The following is a 15971-nucleotide window of genomic DNA, read 5'->3' as shown; positions in this document are numbered from 1 at the left end:
ATGAATAACGCCGCCCCCGCCTCCGCCCGCACCCGGGGCCGCCCACGCGGCAATCCGCCCACCCGCGAGTCGATCGTCTCGGCGGCTCGTGAACTGTTCCTCGAACGCGGCTACCGGCTCACCACCCTGCGCGCGGTCGCCGGGGCCGCCGGCGTCGACCCGGCGCTGATCGCCTACCACTTCGGCTCGAAGAAGGGCCTGTTCGCAGACGTGATGCAGTTTCAGTGCGCCAACGCGCTCGCGGTGGACGACGTCCTCGGCGGCGACCCGGCAACCCTCCCCGACCGCCTCGTCGACGCCGTGACGGACCTGTGGGAGGACGCCGACTTCCGGCAGCTCACCACCCGGGGCGAGGAGGCGGCCGAGGTGGTCCGCGAATACCTGGAACGCGAGCTGCTGGCCCGGCTTGTTGAATTTCTCGGCGGACGGGACGCGACCGCCCGCGCCACGGCCGTGGTGACGGTTCTGGGCGGCCTCATCTATACGCGCTACCTCAACCCCCTCCCCACCCCCGCCGCACTCACCCCGTCCGAGATCCGCCACGTCCTCACCCCGGCACTGCGCGCCGCGCTGGCCCCGAGGCCGCGCACCGCGGCGACCGGAATGGACCGTCGCGGCTCGGGGACCTCCGGGAGAGGCGGTGTGAAACGGCGTCAGGACGGCTTCACGGCAAGGGAGACGGCCTGAAAAGCGGTCAACCCGTCGATGCGGGCGGCACGGTGACCCGCCCCGCGCGCCGCTCCCCGTCCAGCACCCTCAACGCCCGTGCCAACGTGGCCGCATGGATCTGGGACTCGCCCCGCTCATGCATCAGCGCGAGCGCGTCGCGCAGGGCCGTCGCCCGTGAGGCCAGCGCCTGGGCGGCCCGGAGCGCTCCGTAGGTGTCGCTGCCCCGGGCGGGGTTGATCCGGCCGACCTGATCGAGCACCTCCAGGTAGCAGTCGATGAACTCTCCCTCGGCGCGGGTCAGCGCGGGGAGCGGCGGAAGCTGGGGAGAGAGCAACGGGGATCACCTCGCGGGGTGTGGCGGCCGATTCGGTGTGCGGTTCTCCGTGATGTGGTCGACCAGCCCGTACGCCTTGGCGGCCGGGGCGTCGAGGATGGTGTCCCGCTCGAGGTCGGTGCCGATGTCCTGTGCGGAACGCCTCGTGTGACGGGCCAGCATCGCGGTGAGCGACTCCCGCTCCCGCATCAGCTCGCGCGCCTTGATCTCGAGGTCGGAGGGCTGGCCCTGCGCCGGCTCGTCGAGAGCCGGCTGCTGAATGACTACCCGGGCGCCGGGCAGAGCATGTCGGCGGCCGGAGGCACCGGCGGCGAGCAGCGCGGTGGCGTAGGAGCCCGCCTGGCCGAGGCAGAAGGTGTCCACCTCGCAGGACAGGTACTGCATGGTGTCGTAGACCGCCGCCATGGCGTGGAACGAGCCGCCGGGCGAGTTGATGTAGAGGGAGACCGGCCGGTCGGGCTCGGCGTACTCCAGGTACATGAACTGCGCGATGAGGTCGGTTGCCGCGGTGTCGTCGATGGGCGTGCCGAGAAAGACGATCCGCTCGGCGAGCAGCTTCGAGTACGGATCCAGCGTCCGGGTGCCGGTCGCGGTGCGTTCGGTGAACTCGGGCAGTACATAGCGGGCGGCGGGACGGTACACGGCGTTGCCTCTTCTTTCGAGTCCGTAAAAAATGTACAGGACGTACAGAAGCCTCTGATGGGAACTATGGCTCAGAGGTCCAGGGGAAGCAACAGGGCCGATGCTGTTTCGCTCTCAGCGAGGGGCGAAAGCTGATAACCCATCACATCGCGGGCTGAGGAGGCTCGCGTTCGTGCGGCCCAGACGCCGGCCGGGGCCGGGTGGAGAGCTGCCGCTCCTCCGCCCGCTGCTTCTACGCGGCCCGTGGGAGGACGACCCCGTCACGGGGTCGTGGGCGACACGCTGAGCATTCCTGGAGAGCACGGCTGTCCGCGGTACGCCGGGTGAACTTAGGGGCGTAGGTACTCCACAAGAAAGGTCGGTTCCATGTCTGAGACTGACGCCACCACCGTCTGTACGAAGTGCGGCGGCACCATCGCCGTCTCTCCGGCCCGCCACGACCAGGCCGCACGTGTCCGCCACGTCGACGCCCCCGGCCAGCCCGAGAAGTGCCCTGACTAGAGGGCGCTCGACAGGCTCGCGGTCTGCGGGACCGGCGCCGACAGCACGGCCGGCGTCGACTGCCTCGGCCCGTCGGCAGAGCGAGGGGTACACGCTGACGTGTACCCCTCGCGTGAGGGTGTGCGGTGCCGTCACCGGCTCGGCTTCCAGCCGATGCCCAGGAGCGGCGGCGCCCTGACTCCAGGTTCCCCGGGAGGGTGCCGACTGTTCGATCCTCCATCGGGAAGAACTCGGCCCTCGCATCTGTTCTCATCCTCGCAGTGGACAACAGGGGATGCAGGACAGAAGGGTGAGGCAGTGTCAGTGGAGTTCAACGAGGAGACGCGCAAGCTTCTGGACGGGAGGAACTTCGCCACCGTCGCGACACTGAACCGGGACGGAGGGCCACAGACCTCGGTGGTGTGGATAGCGAGGGACGGAGACGCGGTGCTGTTCTCCACCACGGCCGGGCGGCAGAAGGCCCGAAACCTCACCCGGGACCCACGGGTCGGTCTCACCGTCTACGACATCGAGAACCCGTACCACTCGGTGGATATCCGCGGCACCGTCGAACTGATCGAGGACCGGGAAAAGTCGCTTCCGCGGAGGCTTTCGCAGAAGTACCTCGGAGAGGACCCGCCCGCCGAGTCGGACGATGTCCTGCGGCTGATCGTCCGGGTGACTCCGCAGAGGATCTCCGGCTTCTCTGTCTGAGGCCGACGACCCCCGGACCGGAAGAACGTCGCTCCGGACAAGGCCCTTGTCGTCGACTCCGTGCGGGTGGACGCCGGAAGGCCTCTGAGCGGTGGGAGGGCGGATCGCGAACGCCGAAGCGGGCGCTGCGTTACACACACTGCGCCCACGAAGAATCCCAGCCCCGTCCGGAGCTGGGCTTTCCGCTGCCGCACGGACCCCGTGACCGTGAGATTCGCGCCTTAAGCTGGGGACCATGGCCTACGAGATTCCGGTGACGCAAGCCCGAGCAGAGCTCGCCGAACTGATCAACCGCGTTGTCTACGGTGGTGAGCGAGTGGTCGTGACACGGCATGGCAAGCCGCTCGTGGCCCTGGTGTCGGCGGCTGACCTGCAGCGACTCGAGAGTGACGAGGCCGTGGCCGAGGAGCAGATCGTTCGTACGGTGTCCTCGATCGGCTCCATGACGGCCGCTCCCGGCGAACGCCGCCGTTTCGGTATCGCCGCGGAGCACCGCGGCCACGACGACCGGGACGACTGACTCCGGTCACCATGCCAAGAGCCGTGCACCCCCGTCCGCTACGGCGGGGGTGCACGGCGGTACCGGTGCGGAACCGCTCAGCCCGCGAGGGCGGGTGCGGGGTTCCGCTCGGAGGGTTCGACCCGGTCGGGGTTCCCCGGGCGTGTGCGGCCGCCGATCAGGACGGCGGTGAGGCCGAGCGCCGCCCAGACCGCCAGGGTCACCATGGCTCCGCCCGCCGCACTTCCGTCGAAGAACGCCACGGATCGCAGGAGTGATCCGCCCGCGCCCGGCGGCAGCCACTGGCCGATCATGCCGACGGGTTCGGGGAGCATCTCGGGGGCGCTGGTGACCCCGGAGAACGGATTGCCCAACAGCACCATCAGCAGTGCCCCCAGTCCGATGCCGGGCGTGCCGATCAGGGCGGCGAGCCCCGCCACGGCCGCGCCGATCGCCACCACGGTCAGTCCGATGGCGCCGGCCTCGGCCCACCAGTCGCCCGTGATCACGCCGAGCCAGCTGTGTGCCACGGCCGTGGCCGCGACACCCACCAGGACTGCCACGCCGGTCAGCGTCACGGCGGCACGGGCGCCGCGCAGTTTCATGAGGGTCACCACCGCCCCGGAAGCGACTCCGGCCAGGGCCAACGGCAGGATGCTCGCGCCGAGCACGCTGCCCCGGGGATCGGTGTCGGGCGCGGCGACGACGTCGGTGACCGGCACCTCGCTGCCCGGGGGAGCCGCGGCGGTGACCACTTCGCGCAGCAACTGGGAGACGGCCGGGCTCGCCGCCGACGCGGTGAGCAGGTGCGGGCCCTTCCCGGTGGCCACGACGGCGCCGTATACGACCCGGTCCTGGATGGCGGCGCGGGCGGCGGGTGCGTCGTCATAGCGGTGGATCTCGAACGCACCCTCGCGCCGCTCGAGCTGTTCCTGCAACCGGTCGGCCGCCGGTGCGTTGCCGGCGATGCCCACGGGCAGGTCCCGAGGTGCTGCCCGGGCGGCGGGCCACGAGAAGGCCCAGAGCGCGAGTGTCACCATCAGAGGGACGAGCAGGATGACCGCCACCGCGCGGCGGTTCTGTCCGGGCATGACGAGTGCCTCGATTCAAAGAGAAGGATCGTTCGTTTTACGTGTTCCCACTGTCCGCTCGGCTCGGTGGCTTGTCAAGAAGGAACGTTCGTTTTAGGTTGGGTCCATGGCCCGTGTATCCCAGGAACACCTCGACGCCCGCCGCCGGCAGATCCTCGACGGCGCCGCACGTGCCTTCGCCCGCGACGGCTTCCACGGCACCTCGATGCAGGACGTCCTGAAGGAGGTCGGGCTGTCGGCGGGGGCGGTCTACCGCTACTTCAGCGGCAAGGAGGACCTGATCGCGGCCATCGCGGGCGAGGCGGTCGGCGGAGTCCGCCAGGCCTTCGAGCGGGCCTCCCGGGACAGTCCGCCGCCCACTCCCGATGTCCTGATCGGCCGTGTGGTGCGCACTCTTTTCGGCGACGGGACGGACAGGGCGGGCGGGCTGGACCACAGGGCCTACGCCGGGCTGATCCTCCAGGTGTGGTCCGAGACCCTGCGCAGCGAACGGCTGGCGGGCACGCTGGGTGAGGCGTACGCGGGTCTGCGCGTGGCCTGGGCGGAACTGGTCGGCGTGTACCGCGCGGCCGGCGTGCTCACCGCCGAGGTGCCGGACGAGCACGTCGCCCGCACGTTGATCGCCGTGGCCCAGGGGTACATCGCCCAGCTGGCCATGTTCGGCGACGTCGGCCCGGAAGTCCTCGAAAGCGGCCTGCGCGGGCTGATGTCCATGGATCTGCAAAAGATCAGTTAACGCGCCGGAAAAACTTCCGCCCTAACGTGCAATACCTGGCCGCGCGATCCGCTTCATCGTTCAACAGAGTGTTGAACGGGGATAGGGTCCCGCTGCGCCCGGGCCGGTCCCGGGCGGAAGACGAAGAGGTGGAAGCGTGCAACTGACTCCGCACGAACAGGAACGCCTGCTCATCCATGTGGCGGCCGATGTCGCCGAGAAGCGCAGGGCGCGCGGGCTGCGGCTGAATCACCCCGAGGCGGTCGCCCTGATCACCTCCCACCTCCTGGAGGGCGCGCGCGACGGCCGGACCGTCGCCGAACTGATGGCCTCCGGAAGGAAGGTGCTCACCCGCGAGGACGTCATGGACGGCATCCCCGAGATGATCCACGACGTCCAGGTGGAAGCCACCTTCCCGGACGGCACCAAGCTCGTCACCGTCCACGATCCGATCGTCTGACGGGGGAGCGGCCGGATGATTCCCGGAGAGATCCTGTACGCGGAAGGCACGGTGCGGCTCAACGAGGGGCGCCCCGTCACCCGCATCACCGTCCTCAACGCTGCCGACCGGCCCGTCCAGGTCGGCTCGCACTACCACTTCGCCGAGGCCAACCCCGGTCTGGACTTCGACCGCCGGGCAGCGCACGGGCTGCGGCTGAACATTGCAGCGGGCACCGCCGTGCGCTTCGAGCCCGGTATCCCGGTCGACGTCGAACTCGTCCCGCTCGCAGGCCTGCGCACCGTTCCCGGGCTGCGCGGCGAAACCGGAGGTTCCCTCGATGCCTGAGCTCAGCCGCGCCGTGTACGCCGATCTGTTCGGGCCGACCACCGGTGACCGTATCCGGCTCGCCGACACCGATCTCGTCGTCGAGATCGAGGAGGACCGCTCGGGCGGTCCCGGGAAGGCCGGTGACGAGGCGGTGTTCGGCGGCGGCAAGGTGATCCGTGAATCGATGGGCCAGGCGCGCACCACCCGCGCCGAGGGAGCACCCGACACGGTCATCACGGGCGCCGTGATCATCGACCACTGGGGCATCGTCAAGGCCGACATCGGTATCCGCGACGGCCGGATCACCGGCATCGGCAAGGCCGGCAACCCCGACACGATGGACGGCATCCACCCTGATCTGGTCATCGGCCCCGAGACCGAAATCATCGCGGGCAACGGCAAGTTCATCACCGCGGGTGCCATCGACGCGCACGTCCACTTCATCTCCCCGACCCTCGTCGACCAGGCGCTCTCCTCCGGCATCACCACGCTCGTCGGCGGTGGCACGGGCCCGGCGGAAGGGACCAAGGCCACGACGATCACCCCGGGGCCCTGGCACCTCGCCCGGATGTTCGAGGCGCTCGAGGGCTATCCCGTCAACATCGGCCTGCTCGGCAAGGGCAACACGATGTCCCGCGAGGCCATGCACTCCCAGCTGCGCGCCGGAGCGCTGGGATTCAAGATCCATGAGGACTGGGGCGCCACCCCCGCCGTCATCGACGCCTGTCTGAGCGTCTGTGAGGAGACAGGCGCGCAACTGGCCATCCACACGGACACGCTCAACGAGGCCGGATTCGTCGCCGACACCCTCGCCGCCATCGCCGGGCGCTCCATTCACGCGTACCACACCGAAGGCGCGGGTGGCGGGCACGCCCCCGACATCATCAGCGTGGTCTCGGAGCCGTACGTCCTGCCCAGCTCCACCAATCCGACCCGGCCGCACACCGTCAACACGATCGAGGAACACCTCGACATGCTGATGGTCTGCCATCACCTCAACCCCGCCGTGCCGGAGGACCTGGCCTTCGCCGAGTCCCGGATCCGGCCCTCGACCATCGCGGCCGAGGACATCCTCCACGACCTCGGCGCCATCTCGATCATCTCCTCCGACTCCCAGGCGATGGGACGGATCGGCGAGGTGATCCTGCGAACCTGGCAGACCGCCCACGTGATGAAGCGGCGACGCGGTTCCCTGGCGGGCGACGGGGCCGCCGACAACCACCGGGCTCGTCGCTATGTCGCCAAATACACGATCAACCCGGCCGTCGCCCAGGGCCTGGACCGGGAGATCGGCTCGGTCGAGACGGGGAAGCTCGCCGACCTCGTGCTGTGGGACCCGGCATTCTTCGGCGTCAAGCCGCAGACCGTGATCAAGGGCGGTCAGATCGCGTACGCGCAGATGGGCGACGCCAACGCCTCGATCCCCACCCCGCAGCCCGTCATGCCCCGCCCGATGTTCGGCGCCGTGGGGCGTGCACCCGCCGCCAACTCCTTCAACTTCGTGTCCACGGCCGCCATCGAGGACGGGCTGCCGGACCGGCTGGGGCTGGGCAAGGCGTTCGTGCCGATCACCAGCACGCGCGGCGTCACCAAGGCGGACATGCGGGAGAACGACGCCATGCCACGGGTCCAGGTCAACCCCGACAGCTTCGCGGTCACCATCGACGGGGAGCACGTCGAACCGGCACCGGCAGCCGAACTCCCCATGGCCCAGCGCTACTTTCTCTTCTGAGGGTGGGTCAGCACTCCATGACGACACGCGCCGCACTGCTCGTCCTTGCCGACGGCCGGTTCCCCGCCGGCGGCCACGCCCACTCGGGTGGCGCCGAACCGGCCGTCAAGGCAGGACACATCCGCAACGCCCAGGACCTGGCGGGCTTCTGCCTGGGCCGGCTCCACACCACCGGACTGACCTCGGCCGCACTCGCCGCTGGGGCGGCCCACGGCCTCGACCCGCTGGCGCTCGACGACGCCGCCGACGCCCGGACGCCCTCGCCCGCGCTGCGGGCCGTCGCACGCAAGCTGGGCCGCCAGCTGATGCGGGCCGCGCGGGCAACCTGGCCGAGCACCGAACTGGCCGCGCTCGCAGCGGCCCGGCCCCGCGGCGCCCACCAGCCCGTCGTCCTCGGCCTCACCGCACGCGCGGCGGGCCTGGGGCCCGAGGACGCCGCACACTGCGCCGTGTACGAAGCAGTCAGCGGCCCGGCCACCGCGGTCGTCCGGCTGCTCTCCCTGGACCCCTTCGAGGCCAGCGCCGTCCTCGCCCGCCTCGCGCCCGAACTTGACTTGGTCGCCGAACAGGCCGCCGCAGCCGCACTGGAGGGCATCGACGCACTGCCCGCCGCCTCCGCGCCGCTGCTCGACATCACCGCCGAAGCCCACGCTGCCTGGCCGGTCCGGCTGTTCGCGTCCTGAGAACTCCACATCTGCCACCAGGAGTCACCCCCATGCACCTCGACCACACCCACAGCGGCCCCTCGGCCGTCAGCGCCGATGCCGCACGCCCCGACGGCACCCGGCGCGCTCTGCGCATCGGGCTCGGCGGACCGGTCGGTTCCGGTAAGACCGCGACGGTCGCAGCCCTGTGCCGCGCCCTTCGCGACCGGCTGTCGATCGCCGTCGTCACCAACGACATCTACACCCGCGAGGACGCGGCCTTCCTCCTGCGCAACGCCGTGCTGGCGCCCGAGCGCATCCAGGCCGTCGAGACCGGCGCCTGCCCGCACACCGCCATCCGCGACGACATCTCCGCCAACCTCGAAGCCGTCGAGGATCTGGAGGACTCCGTGGGTCCGCTCGATCTGATCCTCGTCGAGTCCGGCGGCGACAACCTCACCGCGACCTTCTCCAAGGGACTCGTCGACGCCCAGGTCTTCGTGATCGACGTGGCGGGGGGCGACGACATCCCGCGCAAGGGGGGCCCCGGAGTCACCACCGCCGACCTCCTCGTCATCAACAAGACGGATCTCGCTCCGTACGTCGGCTCAGACCTGGGCCGGATGGCCCGCGATGCCGCCGAGCAGCGCGGTGAACTCCCCGTCGTGTTCACCTCCCTGACCTCCGCGGAGGGTGTGGCGCCCGTCGCGGACTGGGTGCGGGCGCAGCTCGCGGCCTGGACCGCATGAGCATCGACGCCACCGCTCGTATCGGCGCGGTCCCCGACGGGCGTGGTTCCACCGCGCTCCCCGTGCTGGAGAGCGCGGGACCGCTGGCCCTGCGCCGCACCAGGTCACCGGAGCCCGGACGCGCCCGAGTCACCGTGGTCGGAGCGATGAGCGCGCCGCTGGGCGGCGACCGCCTCGCCATCGAGGCGAGGGTCGAGGACGGCGCACGGCTGGCCGTGGACTCCGCCGCGGCCACCGTGGCACTCCCCGGCGCCCGTCCGGACGCGGGCCGCGCCTCGTACCACCTGCGGCTGAGCGTGGGGGAGGGCGCGGAACTCCGCTGGCTTCCCGAACAGCTCATCTCCGCGCACGGCAGCGAGCTCGACCAGAGCACCCGGGTCGAACTCGCCGACTCCGCACGTCTGGTGCTGCGCGAGGAACAGATCCTGGGACGGCACGGCGAGGTCACCGGCAGCCTCACCACCCGTCTGACGGTCCGCCGGGCCGGCCGCCCGCTGCTCGACCAACAGCTGGGGTACGGGCCCGGGGCGCCCGGCGGATGGGACGGCGCCGCGGTCCTGGGGGGACACCGTGCGGTAGGACAACTACTGGTCGTCCACCCGGCATTCGAGGAGGACCTGCCTGAACCCCGGCTTCTGGGACCCACTGCCGCGCTCGCCCCGTTGGCCGGTCCCGCCGTCCTGGTGACAGCGCTCGCAGCAGACGCCCGGCTGCTGCGCGGCGTCCTGGACGAGGCGCTCGCCGGGCTGTTGGACGGACTCAAGGCCTGCCACGGGGCCTGAGTCCGCTCAGCGGGACGTGGTCACCGGTTATTGGTTCGGTAAAGAAACATGCGTACGCCCTGTTCTCAGCCACCCCACAGACGAAAGGATCCGCTGGACATACGAACATCTGCGCCACCAGCGGGTGCAACACACAGGGGGAGGTTCCACTTGAGACGCACAGCAGTGCTCGGCTCGGCCGGCACTCTGATCGCGGGCACGCTCATAGCGGGGGCGATAGCCGCACCGGCAGCCAGTGCCGACGGCCGTCACCACGGCGGTTCCGAGGCGCGCGGCGTCCAGGTCGCCGCGGCCCGAGCCGCGAAGGCCGGCATCGACTGGACGGACTGTCCGGCCGACTGGGCGATCGTCACACCCATCCAGTGCGGATGGGTGACCGTGCCGCTCGACTACGCCAAACCGAACGGCAAGCAGATCAAGCTCGCCGTCGACCGGCACGTCAGCACGGGCACGAAGGACGAGCGCCAGGGCGCGCTCCTCTACAACCCCGGTGGCCCCGGCGGGTCCGGTATGGCGTTCCCGAGGCGCATCGTCACCAAGAACCCGCTCTGGGTGAAGGCGGCGAAGGCCTACGACTTCGTCGGCTTCGACCCACGCGGTGTCGGCCACTCGGCGCCGATCTCCTGCATCGACCCGCAGGAGTTCGTGAAGGCCCCGAAGGCGGACCCCGTACCCGACAGCGAGGCCGACAAGCGCGCGCAGCGCAAGCTCGCGGCCGAGTACGCGGCGGGCTGCGCCGAACGCAGCGGCGACATGCTGCCGCACATGACCACGCCCAACACCGCACGCGACCTGGATGTCATCCGCGCCGCGCTCGGTGAGAAGAAGCTCAACTTCCTGGGCGTCTCCTACGGCACCTACCTGGGTGCGGTCTACGGCACGCTCTTCCCGGACCACGTGCGCCGCATGATCGTCGACAGCGTGGTCGATCCTTCGAAGGACAACATCTGGTACGAGGCCAACCTCGACCAGGACGTCGCCTTCCAGGTGCGCTGGCAGGACTGGAAGACGTGGGTCGCCAAGAACGACTCCGTCTACCACATCGGCGACACGCCCGAGAAGGTCGAGCAGGCGTGGCTGAAGCTGCGCGCCGCGGCCAAGAAGGACCCGATCGGCGGCGTCGTCGGCCCCGCCGAGCTCATCGGGTTCTTCCAGGGTGCGCCGTACTACGACTCCGCCTGGGCACCCACCGCCCAGATCTGGAGCGACTACCTGGGCGGCGACACCCAGGCACTGATCGACGCCGCTGCCCCCGACCTGTCGGACACCAAGGGCAATGCCTCCTCGGAGAACGGCAACGCCGTATACACGGCGGTCGAGTGCGCGGACGCCAAGTGGCCCACCAGCTGGTCGAAGTGGGACCGCGACAACACCAGGCTGCACAAGGACAACCCGTTCATGACCTGGGCGAACGCCTGGATGAACCTGCCCTGTGCGACCTGGTCGACGAAGCAGCAGACCCCGCTGGACGTCAGGACCGGCAAGGGCCTGCCGCCCGTGCTGATCGTGCAGTCCACGCGCGACGCCGCCACTCCGTACGGGGGCGCCGTCGAACTGCACAAGCGCTTCAAGGGCTCCCGCCTCATCACCGAGAAGGACGCCGGCTCGCACGGCGTCACCGGCCTGGTCAACCCCTGCGTCAACGAGCGGGTGGACACCTACCTGCTCACCGGGAAGACCGACCCGAGTGATGTGACGTGCACCCCGCACGCCACACCGAAGCCGTGAGCGTAGATCTGAAGTGAGCGGGCGGGCGGCCGGAGATCCAACCGGCCGCCCGCTGTGCCGACCGGGCTCATGCCCTGCGGTCGTACCGTTCCAGCCAGGCGTCCTCCGCCGCGTAGTCGAAGAGGGCCTCGCCGTAGTTCCGCGCCATTTTCGGGAAGGCCTCCGTCCACTCCCGTCCGTGCAGTTCGGACGCGAGCCACTCGACGGTCACCGGAAGTGAATCCGCATAGTCCGTCACGGGCACGTAGCCGAGCTCGCGCCGGGCGAGCGCCATGTCGTAGACGATGGGATGAGAGCTGGTCCACGGTGTCTCGCCGACGTGACCCTCGGGAGGGGCACCCGGCACCAGGACCGTTTCGGTCTTCCGGCCCAGCACGTCGTCGATGGCCGCACCGATCTCGGAGACGGTCGGCGCCTGCGGATCCCCTGCGTTGAGCACCCGCGAAGCCGGTCGCAGAGCGGCGAGACGTATCAGCTCGGCGAGGTTGGACACATGGACCGGATGGAAGCGGGACCTCCCGTCGTACGCGAGCACCCGCCGCCCGCGTCCGTCGAGCAGACGCTTGACGAAGTACAGCTCGCGCGGCGTGCGGCAGTACTTCCCGTGTATCGCGCCCGCCCGCAGCAGCGTCACCGGAAGCTCGCCGCCGGCCGCGAGCAGCTCCTGCTCCAGCTGGATCTTCCGCGTCGCGTACGTCGCGTCGCCCGGGGCCACCGTGCGCTGTGTCTCAGGGATCGGCAGCGGATAGTGAGGAGCGCCGTCGGGCTCGCCCTGCGTGTCGAAGCCGCGTCCCCTGCCGTCCTCGTAGACCGCACCGCTGGAGATGACGACGGCCGAGCCGACACGGCCGGTGAGCCCGGTCAACTGCCGGGCGTGGGCGCCGTCGAACGCCACCATGTCCACCAGGACGTCGCAACCGTCGCCGAGCGCGGCAGCCGGCGCCCCCTCGTCCTCACGGTCGAGCGACACACTGCGGACGTCCGGCCCCCATGTACCGTCCCTGCCGCCCCCGCGCGACCCCGCCGTCACGTCCCAGCCGTCCTCCGCCAGCGCCCGCACGGCGGCCCGGCCGACCTGCCCCGTGGCGCCCAGTACGAACGCTCGTCCTCTGCTCATACGGGAAACGCTACGGGGCACCACGACGCCGGACCAGGGAGATCTGCCAGGGGCAGACTCCACGCTCAGCGTTGCCGCCGCGGGAACTTTCTGGACTGCTCCGCCTGCGCGGCCTTCACCTTGACCGCGTACTCGTCGACGTACTCCTGGCCGGAGAGGCCGAGGATGGCGTACATGATCTCGTCGGTGACCGCGCGGATCGCCGCCTTCTGGTCCTCGAGCCCGGCGTAGCGGGAGAAGTCCAGGGGCTCGCCGAAGCGGATGGTGACCCGCTTGATCCGCGGCACGACCTTCCCGGGCGGCTGGATCTCGAACGTACCGACCATCGCGCACGGGACGACCGGGACGCCTGCCCTGATCGCCATCACGGCGACCCCGACCTTGCCCTTGTACAGGCGCCCGTCGTGCGAGCGGGTGCCCTCCGGGTAGATCCCCAGCAGTTCGCCCTTGCTCAGCACCCCCAGCCCCTCGCGGATCGCCGCCTGACCGGCCTCCTTGCCCGACCGGTCCACCGGAATCTGTCCGATGCTGTGGAAGAAGGCCGCGGTGAGCTTGCCCTTGATGCCCGGGCCGGTGAAGTACTCCGCCTTCGCGAGGAACGTGATGCGCCGTTTGATGATCGCGGGCATCAGGAAATGGTCGGAGAACGACAGGTGATTGCCCGCGACGATGGCCGCGCCCTCGGCAGGAATGTGCTCCAGTCCTTCGATACGGGGCCGGAACCCCAGCCGTAGCAGTGGTCCGAGCACGACATATTTCAGGACGTAATAGAACAAGATCTCTCCCACTCCGGATCGGGCTGGTGACCGTGTTCAGCCAGGTCACAGGACACAATTTCGCACATCGCCGATCAGCGTGTGTGATCGCCTGCGGCCTGGCCCACCGGTGATGCCCGGCACCCATCGGTTGCCCTGCGAGACACGGACGTAACTCAGGTGTCGCGGGTGGCCACCATGCCCAGGGTGGCCAGTCCCAGGACCACCCAGCCGAACCAGAGCCAGCCGTTGCTCCCCAGTGCCACCGTGTACGCCGTCACCGCGACCAGCGCCCCGACGGTAAGCACTCCCATGATCTTCGTGGATCCGGACATGAGCGCACGCTCCTCATCGGCCGCACGGCCGTTGAAGCCATGGTCACCCCACAGGCGTGCCCGCCGCTACTGTCCGCGGGCCTGCAATGAGGCGAGATAGGCGTTGTACGCGTTCAGCTCGCGGTCTCCGTCCCGGTCGGCCGCCCGGTCCGCACGCTTTGCCGTCCGCTGCTCGGAGCGGTACCACTGGAAGACCAGAGCGATCAGGACCAGCACCGACGGGATCTCGCTGAACGCCCAGGCGATGCCGCCCGCCCAGTTCTGATCGCTCAGCGGATCGATGCCGAGGGAGGCCGGGGGCGTCTTGTACGTCTCCACCATCGGCCCGCTCGCCATCATCAGGGCGATGCCGAAGAACGCGTGGAACGGCATGCCCGCGAAGAGCTCCAGCATCCGCATCACGTAGCCCGGCCGGTGCGGCCCGGGGTCCACGCCCATGATCGGCCAGAAGAACACCAGGCCGACGCCGAGGAAGTGCACCATCATCGCCAGATGGCCGGGCTTCGACCCCATCAGGAAGTCGAACAGCGGTGTGAAGTAGAGCGCGTACAGGCTGGCGATGAAGAGCGGGATCGTGAACACCGGATGCGTGACGATCTTCATGTAGCGGCTGTGCAGCAGCATGAGCAGCAGTTCGCGCGGCCCGGTACGGTCCCGCCCCGCGACCGGAAGCGCCCGCAGTGCGAGCGTCACCGGGGCGCCCAGCAGCAGGAGGATCGGCGACAGCATGCTGATCACCATGTGCTGCACCATGTGCACGCTAAACATGACCATGCCGTAGTCGTTGAGCTTGGTGCACATCACCAGGGCGATGGACAGCACGCCGACGACGAAGAAGGCGATCCGGTTGACCGGCCAGCCGTCGCCGCGTCTGCGCAGACGCAGCACCGCGTACCCGTAGAGAGCCAGCGCGGCTACGGAGCCGGCCAGGAAGAACGGGTCCGCGGAGAACTCGAGCCCGCGTCCCAGCGTGAACGGCGGCAGATCCATGTTCATGCCGTGCCCGCTGTGATCCATCTGTTCACTCCCGCCGGGGGCGTCCCCGATTCGTGCCGGTTGTCCGGTCCAGACTAGAACCGCCCCCGGCCGCGGTTGCGGGCGGGGGCGGATCGTGGACCTGTGTGTCGGTCAGAGCACGCACTGGGCCTCGGCGTAGCGCTCGGCGGGGACCGTCTTCAGGGTCTCCACGGCCGCCGCCAGCGGGACCATCGTGATGTCGGTGCCGCGCAGCGCCGTCATCATGCCGAACTCACCGCGGTGAGCCGCCTCCACCGCGTGCCAGCCGAAGCGGGTGGCCAGGACCCGGTCGTACGCGGTCGGGGTGCCGCCGCGCTGGACGTGGCCGAGGATCACCGGGCGGGCCTCCTTCTGCAGGCGCTGCTCCAGCTCGATGGAGAGCTGCGTCGCCACTCCGGCGAAGCGCTCGTGCCCGTAGACGTCCTTGGTGCCCTGGTTGAACTCCATGGAGCCCGCGCGAGGCTTCGCACCCTCGGCGACGACGACGATGGCGAACTTCTTGCCGGCCGAGAAACGCTGCCCGACGAGCGCGGTCAGCTCGTCGATGTCGAAGGGCCGCTCGGGGACCACGATGGCGTGCGCGCCGGCCGCCATGCCGGAGTGCAGGGCGATCCAGCCGGTGTGCCGTCCCATGACCTCGACGATGAGCACGCGCTGGTGCGACTCGGCCGTGGTCTTCAGCCGGTCGAGGGCCTCGGTCGCGACCCCGACAGCCGTGTCGAAACCGAAGGTCACATCGGTGGAGGCGATGTCGTTGTCGATGGTCTTCGGCACACCGACGATGGGCAGCCCCGCCTCGGAGAGCAGGTTGGCCGCCTTCAGCGTGCCTTCGCCGCCGATCGGGATGATCGCGTCGAGGCCGAGGTCGGCGACGTGGCCCTTGGCCCGTTCCACCCCGTCACGCAGGTGGGCCGGCTGGACCCTGGAGGAGCCGAGGATCGTGCCGCCGCGGGCGAGGATACCGCCGACCGCATCGAGGTCGAGCTTGCGGTAATCGCACTCGAGGAGGCCCTTCCAGCCGTCGTGGAAGCCGATGACCTCGTCGCCGTGATCTACCACCGCGCGGTGCACGACGGAACGGATGACGGCGTTCAGGCCGGGGCAGTCGCCGCCGGAGGTGAGCACACCAATTCGCATTGCCCGGGAAACCTTTGCAACGTGGGCCGACGACCGGACCACGTCGTCCGGTTGGATCCCCG

20 protein-coding genes are annotated in these 15971 nt (G+C 69.9%); 12 read left to right on the top strand and 8 right to left on the bottom strand.

Annotation, left to right across the window (positions count from 1 at the left end; genetic code table 11):
- Positions 1–687, top strand: a complete 687-nt coding sequence (locus ACFW9O_RS18910; protein ID WP_384610665.1) for a TetR/AcrR family transcriptional regulator — start codon at positions 1–3, stop codon at positions 685–687.
- A 7-nt stretch (positions 688–694) separates the two neighbouring features.
- Here the strand turns inward: ACFW9O_RS18910 and ACFW9O_RS18905 are convergent, their stop codons facing one another.
- Positions 695–1003, bottom strand: coding sequence for a hypothetical protein (locus tag ACFW9O_RS18905; protein WP_384610663.1), 309 nt, complete (start codon positions 1001–1003; stop codon positions 695–697).
- Positions 1004–1009: 6 nt separating this feature from the next.
- Positions 1010–1645: an ATP-dependent Clp protease proteolytic subunit gene (locus tag ACFW9O_RS18900; RefSeq protein ID WP_384610662.1), complete on the bottom strand. Its 636-nt coding sequence runs from the start codon at positions 1643–1645 to the stop codon at positions 1010–1012.
- Between the two features lie 366 nt (positions 1646–2011).
- Here ACFW9O_RS18900 and ACFW9O_RS18895 point away from each other — a divergent pair, with 366 nt between their 5' ends.
- The 3 genes from ACFW9O_RS18895 (at position 2012) to ACFW9O_RS18885 (ending at position 3359) form a co-directional block, all read left to right on the top strand.
- Positions 2012–2146, top strand: coding sequence for a hypothetical protein (locus ACFW9O_RS18895; protein WP_384610660.1), 135 nt, complete (start codon positions 2012–2014; stop codon positions 2144–2146).
- A gap of 297 nt (positions 2147–2443) precedes the next feature.
- Complete coding sequence (locus tag ACFW9O_RS18890) at positions 2444–2839, top strand: PPOX class F420-dependent oxidoreductase (RefSeq protein WP_384610658.1); 396 nt, start codon at positions 2444–2446, stop codon at positions 2837–2839.
- A gap of 235 nt (positions 2840–3074) precedes the next feature.
- Positions 3075–3359, top strand: coding sequence for a type II toxin-antitoxin system Phd/YefM family antitoxin (locus ACFW9O_RS18885; protein WP_384610656.1), 285 nt, complete (start codon positions 3075–3077; stop codon positions 3357–3359).
- A 77-nt stretch (positions 3360–3436) separates the two neighbouring features.
- Here ACFW9O_RS18885 and ACFW9O_RS18880 read toward each other — a convergent pair whose 3' ends face one another.
- A complete protein-coding gene (locus ACFW9O_RS18880; protein ID WP_384610654.1) occupies positions 3437–4429 on the bottom strand; it encodes an ABC transporter permease in 993 nt (330 codons plus the stop codon).
- 106 nt (positions 4430–4535) lie between these two features.
- On the opposite strand from ACFW9O_RS18880, the gene ACFW9O_RS18875 reads away from it, so the two are divergent.
- The 8 genes from ACFW9O_RS18875 (at position 4536) to ACFW9O_RS18840 (ending at position 11548) form a co-directional block, all read left to right on the top strand.
- Complete coding sequence (locus tag ACFW9O_RS18875; RefSeq protein ID WP_384610652.1) at positions 4536–5165, top strand: TetR/AcrR family transcriptional regulator; 630 nt, start codon at positions 4536–4538, stop codon at positions 5163–5165.
- A gap of 136 nt (positions 5166–5301) precedes the next feature.
- The gene (locus ACFW9O_RS18870; RefSeq protein ID WP_351178846.1) at positions 5302–5604 is read left to right on the top strand and encodes an urease subunit gamma; all 303 of its coding nucleotides are present in this window, start codon (positions 5302–5304) and stop codon (positions 5602–5604) included.
- 15 nt (positions 5605–5619) lie between these two features.
- Positions 5620–5931, top strand: coding sequence for an urease subunit beta (locus ACFW9O_RS18865; RefSeq protein ID WP_384610650.1), 312 nt, complete (start codon positions 5620–5622; stop codon positions 5929–5931).
- Positions 5924–7645 (top strand): urease subunit alpha, encoded by a 1722-nt coding sequence (locus tag ACFW9O_RS18860; protein ID WP_384610648.1) that lies wholly within the window; start codon positions 5924–5926, stop codon positions 7643–7645. Before ACFW9O_RS18865 ends, ACFW9O_RS18860 begins: the two co-directional genes overlap by 8 nt.
- Before the next feature lie 17 nt (positions 7646–7662).
- Complete coding sequence (locus ACFW9O_RS18855) at positions 7663–8328, top strand: urease accessory protein UreF (protein WP_384610646.1); 666 nt, start codon at positions 7663–7665, stop codon at positions 8326–8328.
- Positions 8329–8360: 32 nt separating this feature from the next.
- A complete protein-coding gene (gene ureG / locus ACFW9O_RS18850) occupies positions 8361–9038 on the top strand; it encodes an urease accessory protein UreG (protein WP_351178858.1) in 678 nt (225 codons plus the stop codon).
- Positions 9035–9820 (top strand): urease accessory protein UreD, encoded by a 786-nt coding sequence (locus tag ACFW9O_RS18845; protein WP_384610644.1) that lies wholly within the window; start codon positions 9035–9037, stop codon positions 9818–9820. The genes ureG and ACFW9O_RS18845 overlap by 4 nt, the downstream gene beginning before the upstream one ends.
- Positions 9821–9970: 150 nt before the next feature.
- Entirely contained in the window at positions 9971–11548 is a 1578-nt protein-coding gene (locus ACFW9O_RS18840; protein WP_384610642.1) for an alpha/beta hydrolase, read from the top strand.
- A gap of 67 nt (positions 11549–11615) precedes the next feature.
- On the opposite strand, the gene ACFW9O_RS18835 is transcribed toward ACFW9O_RS18840, so the two are convergent.
- From ACFW9O_RS18835 to ACFW9O_RS18815, 5 genes are all read right to left on the bottom strand, one after another.
- Positions 11616–12665: an NAD-dependent epimerase/dehydratase family protein gene (locus tag ACFW9O_RS18835; protein WP_384610641.1), complete on the bottom strand. Its 1050-nt coding sequence runs from the start codon at positions 12663–12665 to the stop codon at positions 11616–11618.
- A gap of 65 nt (positions 12666–12730) precedes the next feature.
- Positions 12731–13441, bottom strand: coding sequence for a lysophospholipid acyltransferase family protein (locus ACFW9O_RS18830; RefSeq protein ID WP_329213463.1), 711 nt, complete (start codon positions 13439–13441; stop codon positions 12731–12733).
- 155 nt (positions 13442–13596) lie between these two features.
- Positions 13597–13755, bottom strand: a complete 159-nt coding sequence (locus ACFW9O_RS18825; RefSeq protein ID WP_351178871.1) for a hypothetical protein — start codon at positions 13753–13755, stop codon at positions 13597–13599.
- A gap of 66 nt (positions 13756–13821) precedes the next feature.
- Entirely contained in the window at positions 13822–14772 is a 951-nt protein-coding gene (locus tag ACFW9O_RS18820) for a cytochrome c oxidase assembly protein (RefSeq protein WP_384610639.1), read from the bottom strand.
- A gap of 111 nt (positions 14773–14883) precedes the next feature.
- Positions 14884–15909 carry a 6-phosphofructokinase gene (locus ACFW9O_RS18815; protein ID WP_351178877.1) on the bottom strand — a complete coding sequence of 342 codons (1026 nt, stop codon included), beginning with the start codon at positions 15907–15909 and terminating at the stop codon, positions 14884–14886.
- Positions 15910–15971: the final 62 nt, after the last annotated feature.

Source organism: Streptomyces sp. NPDC059499, from assembly GCF_042749285.1.
Lineage (GTDB): Bacteria > Actinomycetota > Actinomycetes > Streptomycetales > Streptomycetaceae > Streptomyces.
This window is presented reverse-complemented; position numbering and strand designations above follow the sequence as displayed.

What these genes read in the sequence shown, in the direction of transcription:
- ACFW9O_RS18910 (WP_384610665.1), top strand. Translation starts at nt 1, where the DNA reads ATGAATAACGCCGCCCCCGCCTCCGCCCGCACCCGGGGCCGCCCACGC.
- ACFW9O_RS18895 (WP_384610660.1), top strand. Translation starts at nt 2,012, where the DNA reads ATGTCTGAGACTGACGCCACCACCGTCTGTACGAAGTGCGGCGGCACC.
- ACFW9O_RS18885 (WP_384610656.1), top strand. Translation starts at nt 3,075, where the DNA reads ATGGCCTACGAGATTCCGGTGACGCAAGCCCGAGCAGAGCTCGCCGAA.
- ACFW9O_RS18880 (WP_384610654.1), bottom strand. Translation starts at nt 4,429, where the DNA reads ATGCCCGGACAGAACCGCCGCGCGGTGGCGGTCATCCTGCTCGTCCCT.
- ACFW9O_RS18875 (WP_384610652.1), top strand. Translation starts at nt 4,536, where the DNA reads ATGGCCCGTGTATCCCAGGAACACCTCGACGCCCGCCGCCGGCAGATC.
- ACFW9O_RS18865 (WP_384610650.1), top strand. Translation starts at nt 5,620, where the DNA reads ATGATTCCCGGAGAGATCCTGTACGCGGAAGGCACGGTGCGGCTCAAC.
- ACFW9O_RS18860 (WP_384610648.1), top strand. Translation starts at nt 5,924, where the DNA reads ATGCCTGAGCTCAGCCGCGCCGTGTACGCCGATCTGTTCGGGCCGACC.
- ACFW9O_RS18855 (WP_384610646.1), top strand. Translation starts at nt 7,663, where the DNA reads ATGACGACACGCGCCGCACTGCTCGTCCTTGCCGACGGCCGGTTCCCC.
- ureG (WP_351178858.1), top strand. Translation starts at nt 8,361, where the DNA reads ATGCACCTCGACCACACCCACAGCGGCCCCTCGGCCGTCAGCGCCGAT.
- ACFW9O_RS18845 (WP_384610644.1), top strand. Translation starts at nt 9,035, where the DNA reads ATGAGCATCGACGCCACCGCTCGTATCGGCGCGGTCCCCGACGGGCGT.
- ACFW9O_RS18835 (WP_384610641.1), bottom strand. Translation starts at nt 12,665, where the DNA reads ATGAGCAGAGGACGAGCGTTCGTACTGGGCGCCACGGGGCAGGTCGGC.
- ACFW9O_RS18825 (WP_351178871.1), bottom strand. Translation starts at nt 13,755, where the DNA reads ATGTCCGGATCCACGAAGATCATGGGAGTGCTTACCGTCGGGGCGCTG.
- ACFW9O_RS18820 (WP_384610639.1), bottom strand. Translation starts at nt 14,772, where the DNA reads ATGGATCACAGCGGGCACGGCATGAACATGGATCTGCCGCCGTTCACG.
- ACFW9O_RS18815 (WP_351178877.1), bottom strand. Translation starts at nt 15,909, where the DNA reads ATGCGAATTGGTGTGCTCACCTCCGGCGGCGACTGCCCCGGCCTGAAC.